Raw genomic sequence first — 17789 nt, forward strand, 5'->3', positions numbered from 1 at the left:
CCTCCGACTGTGCGGCGCGGATCGCGCGCTCGTCGCAAGGCTACGCCTTGCGATAGAGTAATAACTAACCCAGACACACTTAATTGAACTATCCCATCCGAACCTCCGAATGGAGTTTAGCCGGACGAGACGTCCGGAACCGGTCCGCATCCGACATTCTCTCTCCTCGTCCGTTTCATTGCACCTGCGACCGCGCCCCTTTCCCCTTTATTCCTTTCCCCCTTTATTCCTTTCCCCCTTTACTCCTTTCCCCCTTTATTCCTTTACTCCCTGTCTCACCTGTCCCTCGCGGCAGCTCATTCAATCATTCGCTCATTCACTCATCCACTCATTCGCTCATTCCTCCGGCCTAAGATCAAACCGCTTGCGCAAATCATCAATCGCCGGGTTCTTTTCCCGCATCCGCAGGTACTTATCCTTGGCCGTCAGCCGCCTTTTGACGGGGGCCTGGGCGGGGCGGAGGGTTTCGTCCACTTCCAGGCGCATCACCAGGGTGGGCCGGCCGAAGGTTTCGCGCAGGTACTGAATCAGCGTGCTGTCTTCGCGCAAAGAGGCCATCACGCGCTGGGAGCCGATGTTGACCACCACCTCCTCGCCTTCGAGTTGTGCTTCGGCCATTTGCAGGTGCAGTGCCAGGGTGGAGCCCTCGTTTTTTTGCAGGAAATTTTCCCAGGCCCGTTGCAGGCTGGCGGCGCTCAGCTCGGGCAGTTGGGTGACCACGGCGTTGCTCGCACTTTCCTGGGCGATCTCGGCCAGCATGTCCTGCAGGTTGATCGACTGAAAAACCGTCGGTGCGGGGGGCGTAGTTTTCTTCACCTGCGGCGCTTCCAGCTCGTGGTCGTCGTCGCCGCCGGTGGCCAGCTGTCCGCCCGCAGCACCCGTTCCCGCTACGGTGTGGGTGGCGTCAGGGTTTTTTTTTTCCGGATTTTGGGCGCTCAACGCAGGTGCCGGGGAAGGGGACGCAAGAGCAGGGGAAGTCGGGGCATCGTTGCGGAAGGCCCGCTTGATGGATACCATGCGCAGCAGACTCATTTCCACGTGCAGGCGCTTGTTCCGCGCCATGCGGAAACCCAGGTCGCAGTCGTTGGCCACGTCCAGAATGGTCAGGAGGAGGTCCGGCGGACTAATCGCGGCCTGCTGGTGGTAGCGCTCGCGGAGCCGTTCGCCCACCTCCAGCAACTGCAGGGTGGCCGTGTCTTTACACACCAGCAAGTCGCGCACGTGGGCCGCCAGGCCGTTCAGGAAGAGGTCTTCGTCGAAACCCTTCTGCAAAATCTCGTCGAAGAGCAGCAACATGCCGGCGCGGTCTTCGGTCAACACAAAGTCCACCGCCCGGAAGAAGTAGTCGTAGTCGAGCACGTTGAGGTTCTCGATGACGGCATCGTAGGTAATGGAGTTGCCGGTGAAGGAGACGATGCGGTCGAAAATGGACAGCGCGTCCCGCAGCGCACCGTCGGCCTTCTGGGCGATGATGTGGAGGGCGTCTTCCTCGGCCGCAATCTGCTCCTGCTGGCAGATGTCCTGGAGGTGCAAAACGATGTCGGCTGGCTGAATGCGCTTAAAGTCGAAAACCTGGCAGCGGGAAAGGATCGTGGGGATGATCTTGTGCTTCTCGGTGGTGGCCAGGATGAAGATCGTGTTCGGCGGCGGCTCCTCCAGCGTTTTCAGGAAGGCGTTGAAGGCCGCCTGGGAGAGCATGTGAACTTCGTCGACGATGAACACCCGCGATTTGCCCTTGTCCAGGGGAATCCGCGCCTGCTCGTTGAGCGAGCGGATGTGGTCCACCGAGTTGTTGCTGGCCGCGTCGAGCTCCCGGATGTACACGTTGGCGTTGTCGTCGAAGGAAACGCAGCTGTCGCACTGGTTGCAGGGCTCGAAGTCGGCCGTGCGGTTCAGGCAGTTAAGTACTTTGGCCAGGATGCGCGCCGAAGTCGTTTTCCCAACGCCCCGGGGCCCGCAGAAGAGGAAGGCGTGGGCCAGGTGGTCAGTAAGCAGGGCGTTTTTCAGCGTCTGCGACACGTGCTGCTGCCCGACAACCTCGTCGAAGCGGACGGGACGGTACTTACGGGCGGAAACGACGAAGTTGGACATAGTGGCGAAGGTACGAAAGTTCCCGCTGCTGGTGTTGCGGCCTAGGCAAAAAAGCTGCGGATAGCACCGACGATGTAGGCCAGGGTATCCTCGTCCATCTCACTGTGCATGGGCAGGGAGATCACTTCGCGGGTGAGCAGGTCCGTATTGGGCAGGAAAGTGACGGCGTTGGCGGCCGTTCCCCGGAAGGCTTCCTGGTCGTAGAGGGCCACAGGGTAGTAGATCATGGTCGGTACCCCGGCGGCCTGGAGGTGTTGCTGGAGCGCGTCGCGGCGGTCTCCGTCAATGCGCAGCGTGTACTGGTGAAAGACGTGGGTGCTGTTGGCCTGGCGGGCGGGGGTGAGCAGGCCGGGCAGGTCTTGCAGGTGCGCGTCGTAGTACGCCGCCGCCTGCTGCCGGCGGGCGCAGTAAGCATCCAGGCGGGGCAGTTTGCAGTTCAGGATGGCGGCCTGGATGGAGTCAAGGCGGCTGTTGCAACCCACCACGTCGTGGTAGTAGCGCCGGGACTGCCCGTGGTTGGCCACCATCGTCAGGGTTTTGGCCAGCGCCTCGTCGTCGGTGTTGATGGCTCCGCCGTCTCCGTAGGCGCCCAGGTTTTTGCTGGGGTAAAAGCTGGTGCAGCCAATGTGGCCGATGGTGCCCGTAGCGCGCACTTCACCGTCGGGCAGGGTGTAGCGGGCACCGATGGCCTGGGCGTTGTCTTCCACCACGTAAAGGTTGTGGGCCCGCGCCAGCTCCATAATCGGGGCCATGTCGCAGCTCTGCCCGTAGAGGTGGACGGGGATGATGGCTTTGGTCTTGGCCGTGATGGCCGGGGCAATGTCTTCGGCCCGTACGTTGAAGGTGCGCGGGTCTACGTCGACCATAACCGGACTCAACTGCAGCAGGGCAATGACTTCCGCCGAAGCCACGTAGGTGAAGGCGGGGACGATCACTTCGTCGCCCGGCTCCAAACCCAGGGCCATCAGGGCGATCTGCAAAGCGTCGGTGCCGTTGGCGCAGGGAATGACGTGGCCCGCCCCTAGGTAGGCCTCCAGGCTGGCCTGGAAGCTGCGCACCGCCGGGCCATTAATAAAGGCTCCACTACGAATGACGTCCAGTACGGCCTGGTCTACCTCGTCCTGCATCGCCAGGTACTGGGTCTTAAGGTCCACCATCTGGATGTTGGTTGGGGGCGGAAGCTGGGCGTGGCCTTGGGAATTGGTAGGGGTTGCCATCGGTAGGGAGCGTTTTGGGGCGCAAAGGTAAGGGCAATCCGTGGAAGGGAGTAACGGAGCAAGGGAGGCCACGGCAATAGGGGATAGTTCAGGGATAGTTCAATTAAGTGTGCCTACTGAACTATGAACTACTGAACTATGAACTTCCCCCCGTGTGCCGTCCTAACTCCGCTCCTCAACGCTGGCCTTTCACCTGCGGCCGCGCCCAAAAAAACACCGGCCGCAGTAAGACCCCTCAAAGCGGATTTTTCACCATCAGGTCGTACAGCTCGCGGCCCCGGCGGTAGAAATTTTCGATTTCGGCGCTGGGGATGAGGGTGCCTTTCCGGTAAAAGAGGAGGTAAAAGCCGAGGCCTTCCATCGACCAGCCCTTGTTGGTGGTGAAGTAATGGAGGAGGGGGTCGGGGAAGTGGTGGCGGATGTACTCCTCGTCTTCGCCCGTCAGACGGTACTGGCCGGAGAACTTGGGGAAGCGCACGAAATCGATGTCTTTGAAGCCCAGCAGCTCGCCGATTTTGTGGCCCAGCGTCTCGGGCTGCATCCAGAATTCGGGGAGGCCGAGGTGGCGGCTGTGCAGGAAAAAGACCGTCTGGTAGGTGATGCCGGAATTATCGGAGGCCCCCCACTTCTTGAAACTGTAGTCAAAAACGGCCATGTCGAACTCCATCATGCCGTCTTGCATGCGCAGCACGCGTTCCACTTTCTTCTTGTAGCCTTCGCTGAAAAGCTTGAAATCCTGGAGCTGGGTCAGCAGGCCCATTTCGTCGGTAGGGTAGAAGGAGCAGCCCAGCTTGTGGGCCAACTCGGCCAGGTTGCGTTCGCGGTAGGGGTGGACCATAATAAGTGGTTTGGCGGAGCCCAAGGTAAGGTGCGCGGCCGGAACAGCGGAGGGCAACGGTGTGCAGGGAATCCATAAAACGCCAAAAGCCCCGTTCCGGCGGGGGAACGGGGCTTTTGGCAAGCGGGACGGGGGAGAAGAAATTACTTGCCGCCGCCGTTGAAGAGGCCTTGCTGGCCAGCCGGAACGGCGTCGGGCTGGGCGGGCTTGGCTTCTACTACTCCTTTAATGGTCAGGATGATGGGCTCGGCGCTGGCGTTGGTCGTCAGCGTAACCCGCTTCTGGAACTGGCCGACGCGGTGGGTGTCGTAACGAACCTTGATTTCGCTGCTTTCACCGGGGGCGATGGGGGCTTTGCTGTAGCTGGGGACCGTGCAACCGCAGGAACCGCGGGCGTTGGTGATCAGGGCGGGCTCCGTACCGGTGTTGGTAAACTTGAAGACGCGGTAGGGATCGGAGTCTTGCTCGATGGTACCGTAGTCTACTTCCAGGCTTTCAAACTCCATCTTCGCGCCGGAAGTTTCCGTGGCGACGGGTGCGGGTTTGGTGGCCACCTGGGCCTGAAGCGCCAGGGTGAAACAGCTGGCAAGCAGGAAGAGAAGGAAGAAACGTTTCATGGTAGTTTAATTTTACAAGGACAAATATAAGGACAAAACCGGGGGATCCGGTTAATGGACTGTTAATGGCCGTCATGGACAGGCCGCACCGCCTTTAACGTCCGATCAGACGGCGGGGGTTGTGTGAAAGCCACAAAAAGCGTGTTAAACCTTTGCAAAAAGTTGGGGCAAAGAAAAATTGAGAAACTTTTCTACGGAGGGCTTGTGCATGTTGATGGGCCGATCTATCTTTGCGTCCGCTTAGGCAACTAGGCGGCTCTAACTGGGGGATTAGCTCAGCTGGCTAGAGCGCTTGCATGGCATGCAAGAGGTCACCGGTTCGACTCCGGTATTCTCCACCCCACCTACGGAACCTCCGGTGATTACTGGGGGTTTCGTCTTTTTTCGGCCCTGCCCAAGCCACTTCTGGTGGCTGCCGCAGGTCGCTCAAGCGGGCTTTGTCCCTGCGCCAACTGCCTGTCACCCCAGTGGATGGCAGCCAGCGCTGCGGAGAAAGCGGCAGTGGACGGTAAACCGTGTTACCGGTCTCGGAGCCCCCACACCCCGCCGGACGGGCAGGGTGGCAGGAGCTCGTTTCCGGGGTACTTACGCGGCGCAAGTAGCTCTGAATCAACTACTTCTTGCTCCGGGGTGTTTACTGCCTGAAAACATTTTCACAAAACACTTGGGCGGGTTGGGATAAAAGCTTACCTTTGCCCTCCGAAATTTAAAACATGTCCAAAAAAAACCTGATTAAGCAGGATGGCGTGATCGAAGAAGCCCTGTCAAACGCGATGTTTCGCGTGCGGCTGGAAAACGACCACGAAATCAAGGCGACTATCTCCGGTAAGATGCGGATGCACTACATCAAAATCTTGCCCGGCGATAAGGTAGCAGTGGAGATGAGCCCCTACGATCTGACCCGCGGGCGCATCACTTACCGCTACAAATAGTCTCCTTCCCGGCTGCCGCTGATTGAGTATAAATTTGACCAACTATGAAAGTACGGCCCTCCGTCAAGAAGCGCTCGGTCGATTGCAAAATCGTCCGCCGCAAAGGCAAAGTCTACATCATTAATAAGAAGAACCCCAAGTTCAAGCAACGTCAGGGATAAGTCTAAGCTACAGAATTATGGCACGAATTGCAGGTGTTGACCTCCCGCGGAACAAGCGCGGCATCATTAGTTTGACCTATGTCTTTGGCGTGGGCCCTACCCTGGCGGGCGAGATTCTCGACCGCGCAGAAGTAGCGCACGATACGAAAGTTGCGGACTGGACGGACGAGAACATCCGGATCATCTCTAACCTCATTACCAACGAGTACAAGGTAGAGGGTGATCTCCGGACGGAAATTCAAATGAACATCAAGCGCTTGATGGATATCGGCTGCTACCGCGGCCTCCGTCACCGTAAAGGGCTGCCCCTGCGTGGCCAACGCACCCAGACCAACGCACGGACGCGGAAGGGCAAGCGTAAGACAGTAGCAAACAAGAAAAAAGTCACTAAGTAATGGCTAAGAGACAAGCAGCCGGCCGCGTAGTCAAGAAGCGCAAAGTAAAAGTTGAAAGCGAAGGACTCGCCTACATCCAGGCCTCCTTTAACAACATCATCATCACCATCACCAACAAGAAGGGTGACGTGATCAGCTGGGGTACCGCCGGTAAGGAGAAATTCCGCGGTTCCAAGAAGAGCACGCCCTACGCCGCGCAGGTAGCTTCTGGCAACGCTGCCCGGGAAGCCTACGAACTTGGCCTTCGTGCGGTAGAAGTTTACGTCAAAGGCCCCGGAAGTGGCCGCGAAGCCGCCATCCGCGCCATCGACGGTTCCGGTATCCGGGTATCCAAGATCAAAGACGTGACGCCAATGCCCCACAACGGCTGCCGCCCCCCCAAGCGCCGTCGCGTGTAATCTTCCCCATTCTCTCCCTCCATTCAACAAAACATCCCCCGCTCTTTTGCCAGCGCGATCGATGGGGAATAAAGACTTCAGGTCACTATGGCTAGATATACTGGTCCTAAGGCGAAAAAAGCCCGCGCACTTGGCGAACCGATCTTCGGTTTCAGCCGCGCATTCGAAAAGAAGAAATACCGGCCCGGCATGCACGGCAACACCCGTGGCAAGCGTCGGCAGCCCTCTGACTACAAACTCCAACTGACGGAGAAGCAGAAGGCCAAGTACACCTACGGGGTGCTTGAGCGGCAGTTCCGTAACCTTTTCGAGAAAGCCGCCGCCAACCGGGGCATCACCGGTGAAGTGCTCCTGCAGTTGCTCGAAGCCCGCCTGGATAACGTAGTCTTCCGCATGGGCCTGGCCAGCACCCGCCGCGCCGCCCGCCAGCTCGTATCCCACCGTCACATCCTGCTCAACGGCCGCGTCAACAACGTACCCTCTACGCAGTTGCGCCCCGGCGACGTCATCGCCGTACGCGGTAAGTCCCAGGGCCTCGAAGTCATCCGCGATGCCGCCAGCAGCAAGAGCAACGTCCGCAACTACGGCTGGCTCTCTTTCAGCTCCGATAAAATGGAAGGCACCTTCCTCGCTTACCCCGAAGAAGGCACCATCCCCGAAAAGATCAACGCCCAGTTGATCGTTGAACTTTACTCTAAGTAAGGTTGCCGAGTCTTTCCGCACGCTGGTTCGCCGGCGCGCGGAAAGAACCCCTCGGGTGGTGTGCCCTCCCCCCCGCCCCCTTCGGGCCACCATCCAGTCCCCAGCCAGGTCTAAAGACCCGCTGGGGACAAATTAATTTAAAGTCCAGGTGTACTTTTTCGCTTAGCCCTATCGGCCGAAAAGACCCCACTCAAAGCGATATATCAAAATATGAGCAGTATTCTGAACTTCCAAAAGCCGGACAAAATCACGATGCAAAAGTCGAATGATTTTCAAGGCACCTTTGAATTCAAACCCCTGGAACCCGGCTTCGGCCAAACCATCGGTAACTCCCTGCGCCGGGTGCTCCTCAGCAGCCTCGAGGGCTTCGCAATCTCCGCCGTCCGGATCGCCGGTGTCGACCACGAGTTTTCTACCATCCGCGGCGTTACCGAGGACGTGGTGGAAATCATCCTCAACCTCAAGCAGGTCCGCCTCAAGCGCCTCATCAAGATGGATGAGAACGTCGAGGAAGAAAAAATCTACCTGACCATCAGCGGCAAAGACCAGTTCACCGCCAAAGACATCGGAGACCACACCAACGTCTTCAAGGTCATGAACCCCGAACTGCTGCTCTGCACCATGGAACCCTTCGTGAACCTCGAAGTGGAACTGACCATCACCAAAGGCTACGGTTACGTCCCCGCCGACGATAACCTGCCCAAGAACGCCCCCATCGGCGTGATCCCCGTAGACGCCATCTACACCCCGATCAAAAACGTAGCCTACCGCGTAGAAAGCACCCGCGTAGGCCAGCGCACCGACTACGAGAACCTGATCCTTGACGTCAAAACCGACGGCACCATTCACCCCGAAGACGCCGTTCGCGAAGCCGCCAACATCATCATCCAGCACCTCGTCCTGATCACCAACGAGGCCATCGTCTTCGAAAGCAGCGGAACGCGCGAGGAAACCATCGTCGATGAGCACATCCTCCACATGCGCAAGCTCCTCAAAACGAGCCTGGAAGACCTCGACCTTTCCGTCCGCGCCTACAACTGCCTCAAGGCCGCCAAGATCAACAGCCTCGGCGAGCTCGTCCGCTACGACACGCACGAACTGCTCAAGTTCCGCAACTTCGGCAAGAAATCCCTCGTCGAAATCGAAGAACTGCTGGTAGAAAAGGGCCTGACCTTCGGGATGGACCTCGGCAAGTACAAACTCGACGAAGAGTAAATCTCCCCGGCCCGGCACACCCCGCCGGCCCGCTAAGAAAACACGGACTGTCCGTTGCCCGGACATTTTTACTACTACAAACCGGCAATTACCGTCGCTGCACCTGGAGGGGTCCGTCCTCCGCTAAACAGCGGCAGTGTGTTGCCAACAAATCTTCCCCCAGACCATGCGTCACGGAAAAAAAGTTAACCACCTGGGCCGCACCAGCGCCCACCGGAAAGCGTTGCTCAGCAACCTTGCCATCGCCCTCATCACGCACAAGCGCATCAACACGACCCTGGCCAAGGCCAAGGCCCTGCGCGTGTACGCCGAGCCCCTGATCACCAAGGCGAAAACCAACGACACCCACAACCGCCGCATGGTGTTCAGCTACCTTCAGAACAAGGAAGCCATCATCGAGCTTTTCGACGTGGTTGCACCCAAAGTCGCCAACCGCCCCGGTGGTTACCTGCGCGTCATCAAAACCGGCTTCCGCCAGGGTGACGGCGCCGAAATGGCCATGATCGAACTGGTAGACTTCAACGACGTCTACAACAAGGAAGGCAAAGCCGCCGGCAAGTCCAAGCGCAGCCGCCGCGGTGGCAAAGGCAAAGGTGGTTCCTCCGCTGCGCCCCCCGTTGCCGCAGCTCCCGCAGTAGTTGCTGCCGCCGCTCCCGCCGCCGCCGAGGAGGAGTAAATCCTCACCATTCTAAGTTCATCTGGGCGCTGCCGCAGGTGCAATGAAAGGGATTAGAAAGCAAGCCTTGCCAGGTCACTACGATCGGCAAGGCTTGTTTCGTTTGGAGGGGCTAATGAGTGAATGAGTGAATGCGTGAATGAGCTGCCGCACGAGATAGGCTGCCGCACGAGATAGGCTGCCGCACGGGATAGGCTACCGCACGGGATACGCTACCGCACAGATTTGGAGTACTACCCACCATTGCTCCTTTCCCCCCTATTCACGCATTCGCTCATTCACTCATTCCCCCAAAAAAAAGCCAGCTTCCCGAGGGGTGGGAGCTGGCAGCAGGTTAACAGGGGAACGTTCATGGGATTATACAACACAGAGATTGAACAGGAACACGGGCTTAGATCGCGGCAAGCGACAAAGTCTTACCTTCGGGACTGCGGAAAAACTGCCCGGTTTGATTTTTTTTGGGGCAGGACTGCCATAACACTATGCCATTGCCACATCCGGACCATCGCTACCTGACTGCACTGCGGGAGAACGATTCGCAGACGCTGGAGGCCCTCTATCGCCTGGCCAGTCCCGGGGTGCAGCAATGGGTACTGGCCAACGGCGGGACGATGGCCGATGCGCGGGACCTCTTCCAGGAGGCCCTCATCAGCCTGCACCGCAGCGCCCACCAGCCGGATTTTTGCCTGCAGTGCCCCATCGGTGCGCTCATCTTCACCATTTGCCGCAACCAGTGGATCAGCCAGTTGCGCCGGAAAAAGCGGGAGGCGGAGGTAAGAAAAATTGAGGCCGAACGATATATCCCCGAATCCGCCACGGTCTCGGCCTACGAGCGGTGGGAAGAGGATCAGCTCGAAAAGCAGCGTCTGGATGCTACGCTGGCACAACTCTCGGAGACGTGCCAGCAGTTGCTGCGGCTGCTGGCCCGGGGGATCTCTCCGGCGGAGGCGGCAGAGCGGCTGGGAATGTCGAACGCCAACACCGTCTACCGCCGCAAGAATGCCTGCCTGACCCGCTGGCGGGAACTACTAGAAGCGAAGTAAACTGGCAATGACCAACGAAGAAAACTACCTCCGCATCGAGGCCTACCTGCAAGGGGAACTGGATGCCACCGAACGGGCGGCCGTGGAAGCGCTGGCGGAGCGCGATGCCGACTTTGCCCGGGCCTTGGCCGAACGGCGGGCGTTGGCCAGCCACCTGCGCGCCGAAGCCGGGGCAGACGCGCTGCGCTTTACCCTGGCTGACCTCGGCGCGAAGTATTTCCCCTCCGAGGCAAAGACCGCCCGGCTCCCCCGGCCCCGCAGGCAATGGCTGGCCCTGGCGGCGGTGGCGGTAGTGGTGCTCGTGCTTACCCTCGGCGGCATCGCCTGGTGGCCTGCGGGTGCGGCCAATTACGCAGATTTTGCGCGCCACGAACCCCTGGCCCTGGTGGAGCGGGGAGCCGCCGATCAACTGCCCAGCCGGGCGGAAGCGGCCTACAACGCCGGTGAATTTGAGCAGGCCATCCCCCTGCTGGAAAGCTACCTGGAGGAGCACCCCGCCGATGAACGGGCCCGCCTGGCCCTCGGCGTGTCCCTGCTGGAGCGCAACCGCGACCAGGAGGCGGTGGACATCTTCACGGCCATCGCCGCAGGAAAGTCTTCGCTGGCCGCCTACGGCAACTGGTACCTGGCCCTGGCCGCCGTAAAGCGGGGAGAAAGCGCCGCCGCAGAAGCTTTCCTCCGGCGCATCCCCACCAGTGAAAGCTACCTCAAAGCCCAGGTGGAACGCCTGCGGGCAGCCCTGTAACCCCAGTAAAGCCGGACTTAAGTTCCTACGTGGCCACAGTTTTCAAGCGAATTGCGTCATCCTTATCCTAAATTGATCCCATGCAAAGTATTGTTCTCAAGACCCTTTTCCTGGTGAGTTTCCTGGGCGGCGGCCACCTCGCAGCCCAGTTGTTCTCCGACCCCTTCGACGCAGACCTGGCGGCCTGGACGGCCATCGGAGCCTGGTCCTGGGATGCCAACGGCGCGGCGGAGGGCAGTCCCGACGCCGACTGGCGAAACCGCAGCCGCATCCAGTCTGCATCGCGCGGCGGAGCGGCCCTGTTTGCCGGCCCTGAGCAAGACGGGCAATTGCTCTCGACCATCATTGACGTTCCGGCGGCAGTAACGGAGGTTTACCTGAGCTTTTACCAGTACTACCGCTCCAACGGAGGGGGCGGGCGGGTCCGCATCCTGGCTGGCGGCGTGGAGGTGAGAACCTTCCCCCTCACCACCGGTCTGGAAGCGGACGACGAAAGCTCGGCGGGCAATTTCATCCTGCTGGATTTAAGTGACCTATTGGCCATCGGCATCAACGCCTTTCAGATCGAATTCGACGTCGAGGGGGCAACCCGGTTCTGGCTGCTGGACGACGTTAACGTCAGCACCACCCGGCCCGCCCGGCCCACCTTCCCCCGCTACTTCGGTGAGGCCCTGAGCAGTTTTGGCATACCTTATATTGTGGATGAAAGGGGGGCTCCCGCCGTCCCCCGGCAACTGGTCGCAGACTTCTTACCCGGTGTGACGGAGGCAGAACGCGCTGACTTCCGCGATGCCTTCGGGGCCAGGCTCCTTCGCTCCTGCGTCTGCGATCGCCTGGAAGTGTGGGAAATGCCCGGCGGACTTTTCTTCGACGCGACAACGGGTGAACCCCTCGGCAACCCCTCCGAAATCCTCCAGAACACCCTGCCCGGCATGGGGATGAATAAGGTCGATGGCCTCGACCTCAACTACTACAGTTACAATGATCTGCAGGCCCTCAACCCGGGCCCCAACCTTCCCCTCACCGCCGAGCAAGTAGCCAGCTTCCCACTGGGCGGCGGCGGGCTAAAAGTGGCCATCCTCGACACGGGCATTGATCTGGACCACCCTGACTTTAACGGCATGCTCTACCGCGACACCGACGGGGTAGGGGACAACTCCGATAATGACCAGGACTGCTACCCCGATAACCCCCTGGGCTGGAACTTCGTCGATGACAACAACAACCCCGAAGATAACAATGGCCACGGAACGCACGTCAGTGGCATCGTAGCGGATCTGCTGCGGGACTGCGACGACTGCCAGGCCCAGATCCTGCCCTACAAAACCCACGACAGCCACGGCGTCGGTACCCTTTTTGCGTCGGCCTGCGCGGTTTTGCAGGCGGCGGTAAACGACGGAGCCACGATCATCAACGCCAGCTGGGGGTTTTACGGGGGCGGCAGCACCATCCTGCGCAGTGCCATTGATACGGCGGGCAACTACGGTGCCGTCCTCATTGCCGCAGCGGGCAATGACTCCCTCAACCTGGTGGCCGACCGGCAGTACCCCGCCACCTACGAACTGCCAAATGTTCTCTGCGTGGGAGCCGCCGAAAACTCCGTTACGGATGGCATCGTCCTGGCGGCTTTCAGCAACTACGGCAGTGCTTTTGTCGATCTGGCCGCCGACGGGGTGGACATCGAAAGCAGCGTACCCGGTGGCGGCCGGGGCCTGAAATCGGGGACCTCCATGGCCACTCCGGCCGTCAGCGCGGCGGCGGCACTCTACGCCTGCAGCCAGGACGGCCGGTTGGGCGGGGCCCTGGCCTTCCTGATGAAAGACGCGAATAAGGAAAGAAACCTGGTGGGCGTCCAACAGGGCAACTACCTCAACCTCGAAGGGCTTTGCCCGGGGGTAGTAGATGAAGAGATTGACCAAGTTGGGGGGATCTTCACGGCCTTCGCCAACGCAGATTTTTCCAAAGTAACAGTGCGGGCGCTCGTAGACCTGCCCGGCGCGCTGGTGGGGCTTTACGGTCCGGAGCAAACCCTGCTGGACAGCCAGCGGCCTGACAGTTTCACGCGGGGCAGCGAAGTTGTTTTTGCCATTTCGACGCCACAACGGGGCAATTACCTGCTTACGGTGCGCGCCGGCGGGCGTACCTGGACCCAACGTTTGGTAAATCGGTAGGGATGGGGCCATTTTTAGGCCATGTTTCGATGGTTGCCCTGCGTTTTACTCCTTGGTGGATTTACGGGCGGGTTGTTTGCGCAGCCCTGTCCGTCCGTTGCGGAGACGCTGAGTGCCCTGTACGCGCGCCCGCAGGCGGTGGAGGACATCGTCGCCGAGGTGCGCGCCCGCTGCCCGGCCCACCTGGATAGCCTCTCGGTGGTCTTTCACGGCCGCAGTGTCTACGCTTACGGTAGCGAGGGATCTTACGCTGGTGCCATTGATTTTGCCCTGCGTGCCCTGGAGGTGCAAAGGGAGTTGTACGCCCAGGCCCCGGCCATTCCCCTGGGCAAGACCCTGGCCAACCTCGGCCTTTTTTACCGCAACCAGGGGCAGCTCCGCACGGCCGAACCCTACTTGCTGGAGGCGGAGCAAGTGTTCCGCCAACTGGATGCCTACCAGCGGCTACACAACAACCGCGAGCAACTCGTCTATCTATGGCAGGCCAACGGCGACTTCGGTCGGGCCGAGGAACTGCTGGAAAGTATGCTGACCGAAGCCCGCGCCCAGCACAACGCCCTGGGGGAAGCGGAAGTCTTACGCCTGCTCGGGGTCCAACACATCGAAACGGGATCCTACCCGGCGGCCCTCGCTCCGCTGGAGGCCTCGGTGGCCGCGTTTGAGGCGCAGGGACAGGCCTACTGGGCACTGACGGCCACCATGGAGTTGGGGCGCGCTCACTTCTACCTGGGGCACCACACCGAGGCCCGCACCCTTACGCTGAAGGCCCTGCGGGGAATGGCGGGTGAGGGCCAGGCCTACAACCAGATTGTTCAGCAAAACCTCCTGGGCCTCAATGCCCTGCGCGCCGGGGACGCTGCCGAGGCCAACGACTGGCTGGCCAAAGCCCTGTCACTGGCCGAGGGCAGCAACGACCCCCGGCTCCTGGCCCTGACGACCGATAATCTGGCGGAACTGGCGCGGAGCCAGGGAAACCATGCGGCGGCGGCCAACTTGAGCCAACGGGCGATTGCCCACCTGGTCCCGGGCTGGACCTACAGTGAAGAAACGCCTTTGCCTACGGAGGCGCAACTGGCCCTGAGCGTGTACCCCGCCGACGTCTTCAAGTACCTGGCCAACCTGGCGCAGTCGCTGGAAGCCGCTGGCCAGGTCACCGCCACCCGCGAAGCCCTGGCGGCGGCGGATGCCCTGGCCGACCTGCTGCGGGCCAACTACGGCGCGGCGGTCAGCAAACTCTTCTGGCGGCGCGAAGCCCTGCCGGTGTACGACCGCGCCATCCGCCTGAGTGCCTTGGCGGGCGACCGGGAAAACAGCTTCTACTACCTGGAAAAGAGCCGGGCCATCCTTTTGCTCGAAGCCCTGTTGCGGGAGCGGGCCGGGGCCAGCCTGCCGCCGGCGCTGGCCGATAGCCTGGTGCTTTCCGAAAAGCGTTTGCTGGCCGGGCAACGTCGCCTGTTGGAAGAGGAACTGGCCAACCGGCCAGCTGTGGAAGATTCCGTCCTCCTGCTGCGTGACGGGCTGGAAGAGTTGCGCAAGTCGGTCGCGGAGCGCCATCCCCAGGTGCGGGAGCTGGTGGCCCGTCCGCCCGTCGTTGATCTGGCCGCAGCGCGGAGCCGACTAGGAGAAGCGGGCTGGGATTACCAGTTGACTTACTTTTTGGGCGGGGATACGGCGCGGGTCTTCCGGCTTTCGGCGGAGGGCGCGGCATTGATTTCCCTGGGCCCGACGGCGGAGATCGAGTTGGCCGTGCGGGCGGTGCTGGCTTACTTTACGGCTCCCGAAAAAATCGACCAGGACCCTGCGGGCTACCTGCTGGCCAGTTCCCATGCCTACGCGCTGCTGCTGGCTCCGTTGGAATTGCCGGCGGGTGCGGGGGTGCTGATTTTGCCCGACGGCATTTTGGCGTCCCTGCCCTTCGTGGCGCTGGTGGAGGGGGAGGCTGGAGCGGACCTTGCGTCGGCCGCTTACGTCCTGCGCCGGCACCGGATCGGCTACGCCCAATCGGCAACGGTGTTGGACCACCAGTCTCGTCCAACGGACCTTGCACCTGCGACCGCGCCCCAAAAAAAATGGGCATTGGCCTTTGCGCCTTTTGCTCCGGCGGACCCTGCGGGGGGCGCTCCTGTGCTCCCGTTCAGTGCCCAGGAAACGGCGGCGGTGGCGCAGTGGTACCCTACGGAAACCCGCCTTGGTTTGGCTGCCGACCGCGATTTTCTGCTGGCCGCGCTGGCGGAATATCCTTTGCTGCACCTGTCCACCCACGCTTATTCGGTGGAGGAGGGGGGGCTGCCGCCGCGCATCCTCACGGCGAGCGGGGCGCTGTATCCGGCCGATATTTACGCGCTTCGGCTGCGCGCCGAACTCATCATGCTGAGCGCCTGCGAGAGCAACATCGGGCCGCTGGCCGAAGGCGAGGGGATGCTGGGCCTGGGGCGGGCGTTTACTGCGGCGGGTGCGCGGGGCGTGGTGGCCAGCCTGTGGGCGCTCAACGACCGGACGACCGCCGAAATTGTGGGCAGTTTTTACAGCCACCTGGCGGCAGGGGAGCGCAAGCCGACAGCCCTCCACCGGGCGCAGCTGGATTACCTGGAGCGCGACGATGTGCCGGGCTATCTGAAGTCGCCGTATTATTGGGCCGGCCTAACCTACTACGGCAATGCCGATCCGCTTCCGGCTCCGGCGGGCTGGTCAAACTGGTTCTGGCTCGGCGGGGTGTTGGTACTGCTGGGGCTGAGTTGGTGGCTGGCCTGGCTGCGATTACGGGCGCGGTCGCAGGTGCTCCCCCCCGACCCCCCGAAGGGGGGAGTCAGGACAAGGAGCAGAGTCCCCAAAGAGGGAGATCAAGGGTAGGGGAGGAGCTTGAGCGTCTTCATTAAGCGTGAGTGTTTACCCCAATAAATCAAGCCGTTATTCGTCCGCTCCATCCTATTCTACAAATCAATCTGGCCATGGTGTTTGTCGGGACCAGCGGCGTCCTGGGCCGATACGTGCCCGTTGAGGCACCGGTAGCCATTTGGTGGCGGGCCTGCCTGGGGCTGGTCTTTTTGCTGGCCTTTTGCTGGTACAAGGGTTACGGTTTTGGCCTGCGTGACCGGCGACAGCGTGCGGCGGTCTTGCTCTCCGGGGTGCTCATGGCGGTGCACTGGATCAGCTACTTCTACGCGCTAAAGCTGGGCGGGGTGGCCATCGGGATGCTGGCCATTTTTACCTACCCGGCGATGACGACTTTGCTGGAGCCTTTGTTGCTGAAGCGGCCTTTTCAGTTGCACCACTTGCTGTTGGCCGGGCTGGTCCTGGGCGGTATTTACCTGCTGGCTCCGGGCTTTGACCTGGCGAACCAGGCGACGTTGGGCCTGTTGTGCGGCCTGGGCTCGGCCCTGGTGTATTCCCTGCGCAATATTGTGGTGAAGACCCAGATTGCGAGTATGCAGGGGTCGGTGCTGATGTGTTACCAGGCGGGACTGACGGTGGTGTTGGTGGCTCCGGTGTGGTACTTTTTCGAGGCGGTCCCTCCGGCGGAAGCCTGGCCCTATCTTTTGGGGCTGGGGCTCTTTACTACGGCAATTGGGCACACCCTGTTTTTGGCCTGTTTCCGCTTCTTTTCGGTGAGCACGACGAGTTTGCTGAGTTGCATCCAGCCGATTTACGGCATTTTGCTGGGGGTGGTGTTTTTCCGGGAGGTTCCTGGGTGGTCGGCGGTGCTGGGAGGCGCGTTGATCCTTTCGGCCGTGGCGGTAGAGGCGGTGATGGCGATGCGGGGGCGGGGGGTGGGGGCGTGAAGTGAGCCGGTGGGGCTTCTTTCCTGGGGGGGCAGGGGGCAGGATGGGTGATGTTGGAGGGGAGGTTAAATGCGTACTTAGCCTTAAATTGATCGTTTATCCATTCCCTGGCCTGTTCATCTACCTTGGCCTTGAGTCCGCTAGGGTGGGGGGGCTATGTTTGTTTTAGGTTTAAGAGATGAAAAATTGGTTTCCACTTATTGAGAGAACAGTTCGACTGGTTAAGGCTAGCGGGCCGCTTGCAGCAGGGGCGCACTGTGACTACAAAAGTTAATTTCAACATTTGGTGTTTTTAAGTATTTTCTGTGTTGTGTTCTAATTGTTTATCGACCCTCCTGCTTTTGCTCAGCGCCTTACCAGGTAGTTGAAACAAGAGAAGGTTTTTTATTTTTCATGAGATTGTTACGGCAGGCATCGTTGCGATGACCTGCCTTTTTTGTGGCAGTGTAAAGCCTGAGGGGCTAGTGGGGCTATTAGGTGAGGCTTGTCCAATAGTCGGTTTGTACCGATATTAACCTAGTTCATTTCTGTTTTTAAACGTTTATCGGCACTTCAGTGAGTTTTGAATGTTGGCACAAGTACATTTGAGTACTGTGAACACGAAAAGTTATGCACCTCTACCAATTCCAAACATTTACCAGTATCTGTAGATTTCTGGTGCTCCCTTAGAAAAGCCAGCTACGGCGATGGCAACAAGCTGGTGATCCTTACTTGGAGGCCTTTTTTACTAGATCTTGGATTTAGTTGGGCAAAATTGCAACCAAGTTTGAACCATCTAAGCCCTCTATTGTCTACGCAAGGTCATGAAA

General features: G+C 60.2%; 16 protein-coding genes and 1 tRNA gene. 13 read left to right on the forward strand and 4 right to left on the reverse strand.

Annotated features, from left to right (window positions below; translation table 11 throughout):
- Nucleotides 1-336: 336 nt before the first annotated feature.
- From dnaX to H9S92_RS00175, 4 genes are all read right to left on the reverse strand, one after another.
- Nucleotides 337-2091: a DNA polymerase III subunit gamma/tau gene (gene dnaX, locus H9S92_RS00160; protein WP_187464709.1), complete on the reverse strand. Its 1755-nt coding sequence runs from the start codon at nucleotides 2089-2091 to the stop codon at nucleotides 337-339.
- A 41-nt stretch (nucleotides 2092-2132) separates the two neighbouring features.
- The gene (locus tag H9S92_RS00165; RefSeq protein WP_187464710.1) at nucleotides 2133-3308 is read right to left on the reverse strand and encodes a DegT/DnrJ/EryC1/StrS family aminotransferase; all 1176 of its coding nucleotides are present in this window, start codon (nucleotides 3306-3308) and stop codon (nucleotides 2133-2135) included.
- Between the two features lie 235 nt (nucleotides 3309-3543).
- Nucleotides 3544-4146, reverse strand: a complete 603-nt coding sequence (locus H9S92_RS00170; RefSeq protein WP_187464711.1) for a hypothetical protein — start codon at nucleotides 4144-4146, stop codon at nucleotides 3544-3546.
- A 143-nt stretch (nucleotides 4147-4289) separates the two neighbouring features.
- On the reverse strand, nucleotides 4290-4763 hold the full coding sequence (locus H9S92_RS00175; RefSeq protein WP_187464712.1) for a DUF1573 domain-containing protein: 474 nt from the start codon (nucleotides 4761-4763) through the stop codon (nucleotides 4290-4292).
- A 264-nt stretch (nucleotides 4764-5027) separates the two neighbouring features.
- On the opposite strand from H9S92_RS00175, the gene H9S92_RS00180 reads away from it, so the two are divergent.
- The 13 genes from H9S92_RS00180 to H9S92_RS00240 all read left to right on the forward strand — a co-directional run bounded on the left by H9S92_RS00180 (nucleotide 5028) and on the right by H9S92_RS00240 (nucleotide 16980).
- Nucleotides 5028-5101, forward strand: a tRNA-Ala gene (locus tag H9S92_RS00180).
- A 375-nt stretch (nucleotides 5102-5476) separates the two neighbouring features.
- A complete protein-coding gene (gene infA, locus H9S92_RS00185; protein WP_187464713.1) occupies nucleotides 5477-5695 on the forward strand; it encodes a translation initiation factor IF-1 in 219 nt (72 codons plus the stop codon).
- A 44-nt stretch (nucleotides 5696-5739) separates the two neighbouring features.
- Nucleotides 5740-5856, forward strand: a complete 117-nt coding sequence (gene rpmJ, locus H9S92_RS00190) for a 50S ribosomal protein L36 (protein WP_068213048.1) — start codon at nucleotides 5740-5742, stop codon at nucleotides 5854-5856.
- 17 nt (nucleotides 5857-5873) lie between these two features.
- The gene (gene rpsM / locus H9S92_RS00195) at nucleotides 5874-6251 is read left to right on the forward strand and encodes a 30S ribosomal protein S13 (protein ID WP_187464714.1); all 378 of its coding nucleotides are present in this window, start codon (nucleotides 5874-5876) and stop codon (nucleotides 6249-6251) included.
- A complete protein-coding gene (gene rpsK / locus H9S92_RS00200; protein ID WP_187464715.1) occupies nucleotides 6251-6649 on the forward strand; it encodes a 30S ribosomal protein S11 in 399 nt (132 codons plus the stop codon). Before rpsM ends, rpsK begins: the two co-directional genes overlap by 1 nt.
- Before the next feature lie 87 nt (nucleotides 6650-6736).
- Entirely contained in the window at nucleotides 6737-7351 is a 615-nt protein-coding gene (rpsD, locus tag H9S92_RS00205) for a 30S ribosomal protein S4 (RefSeq protein ID WP_187464716.1), read from the forward strand.
- Nucleotides 7352-7561: 210 nt separating this feature from the next.
- The gene (locus H9S92_RS00210) at nucleotides 7562-8566 is read left to right on the forward strand and encodes a DNA-directed RNA polymerase subunit alpha (protein WP_187464717.1); all 1005 of its coding nucleotides are present in this window, start codon (nucleotides 7562-7564) and stop codon (nucleotides 8564-8566) included.
- A 166-nt stretch (nucleotides 8567-8732) separates the two neighbouring features.
- The gene (gene rplQ / locus H9S92_RS00215) at nucleotides 8733-9242 is read left to right on the forward strand and encodes a 50S ribosomal protein L17 (RefSeq protein ID WP_187464718.1); all 510 of its coding nucleotides are present in this window, start codon (nucleotides 8733-8735) and stop codon (nucleotides 9240-9242) included.
- Between the two features lie 482 nt (nucleotides 9243-9724).
- Nucleotides 9725-10285, forward strand: coding sequence for an RNA polymerase sigma factor (locus H9S92_RS00220; protein ID WP_222935915.1), 561 nt, complete (start codon nucleotides 9725-9727; stop codon nucleotides 10283-10285).
- A gap of 7 nt (nucleotides 10286-10292) precedes the next feature.
- The gene (locus H9S92_RS00225) at nucleotides 10293-11030 is read left to right on the forward strand and encodes a tetratricopeptide repeat protein (protein WP_187464720.1); all 738 of its coding nucleotides are present in this window, start codon (nucleotides 10293-10295) and stop codon (nucleotides 11028-11030) included.
- An 80-nt stretch (nucleotides 11031-11110) separates the two neighbouring features.
- Entirely contained in the window at nucleotides 11111-13201 is a 2091-nt protein-coding gene (locus H9S92_RS00230; RefSeq protein WP_187464721.1) for a S8 family serine peptidase, read from the forward strand.
- 21 nt (nucleotides 13202-13222) lie between these two features.
- Complete coding sequence (locus H9S92_RS00235; RefSeq protein WP_187464722.1) at nucleotides 13223-16051, forward strand: CHAT domain-containing protein; 2829 nt, start codon at nucleotides 13223-13225, stop codon at nucleotides 16049-16051.
- Between the two features lie 32 nt (nucleotides 16052-16083).
- Complete coding sequence (locus H9S92_RS00240) at nucleotides 16084-16980, forward strand: DMT family transporter (RefSeq protein ID WP_290283137.1); 897 nt, start codon at nucleotides 16084-16086, stop codon at nucleotides 16978-16980.
- The last annotated feature ends 809 nt before the right edge of the window (nucleotides 16981-17789 follow it).

The sequence above is a fragment of the Neolewinella lacunae genome (assembly GCF_014349155.1).
Classification (GTDB): Bacteria; Bacteroidota; Bacteroidia; order Chitinophagales; family Saprospiraceae; genus Neolewinella; species Neolewinella lacunae.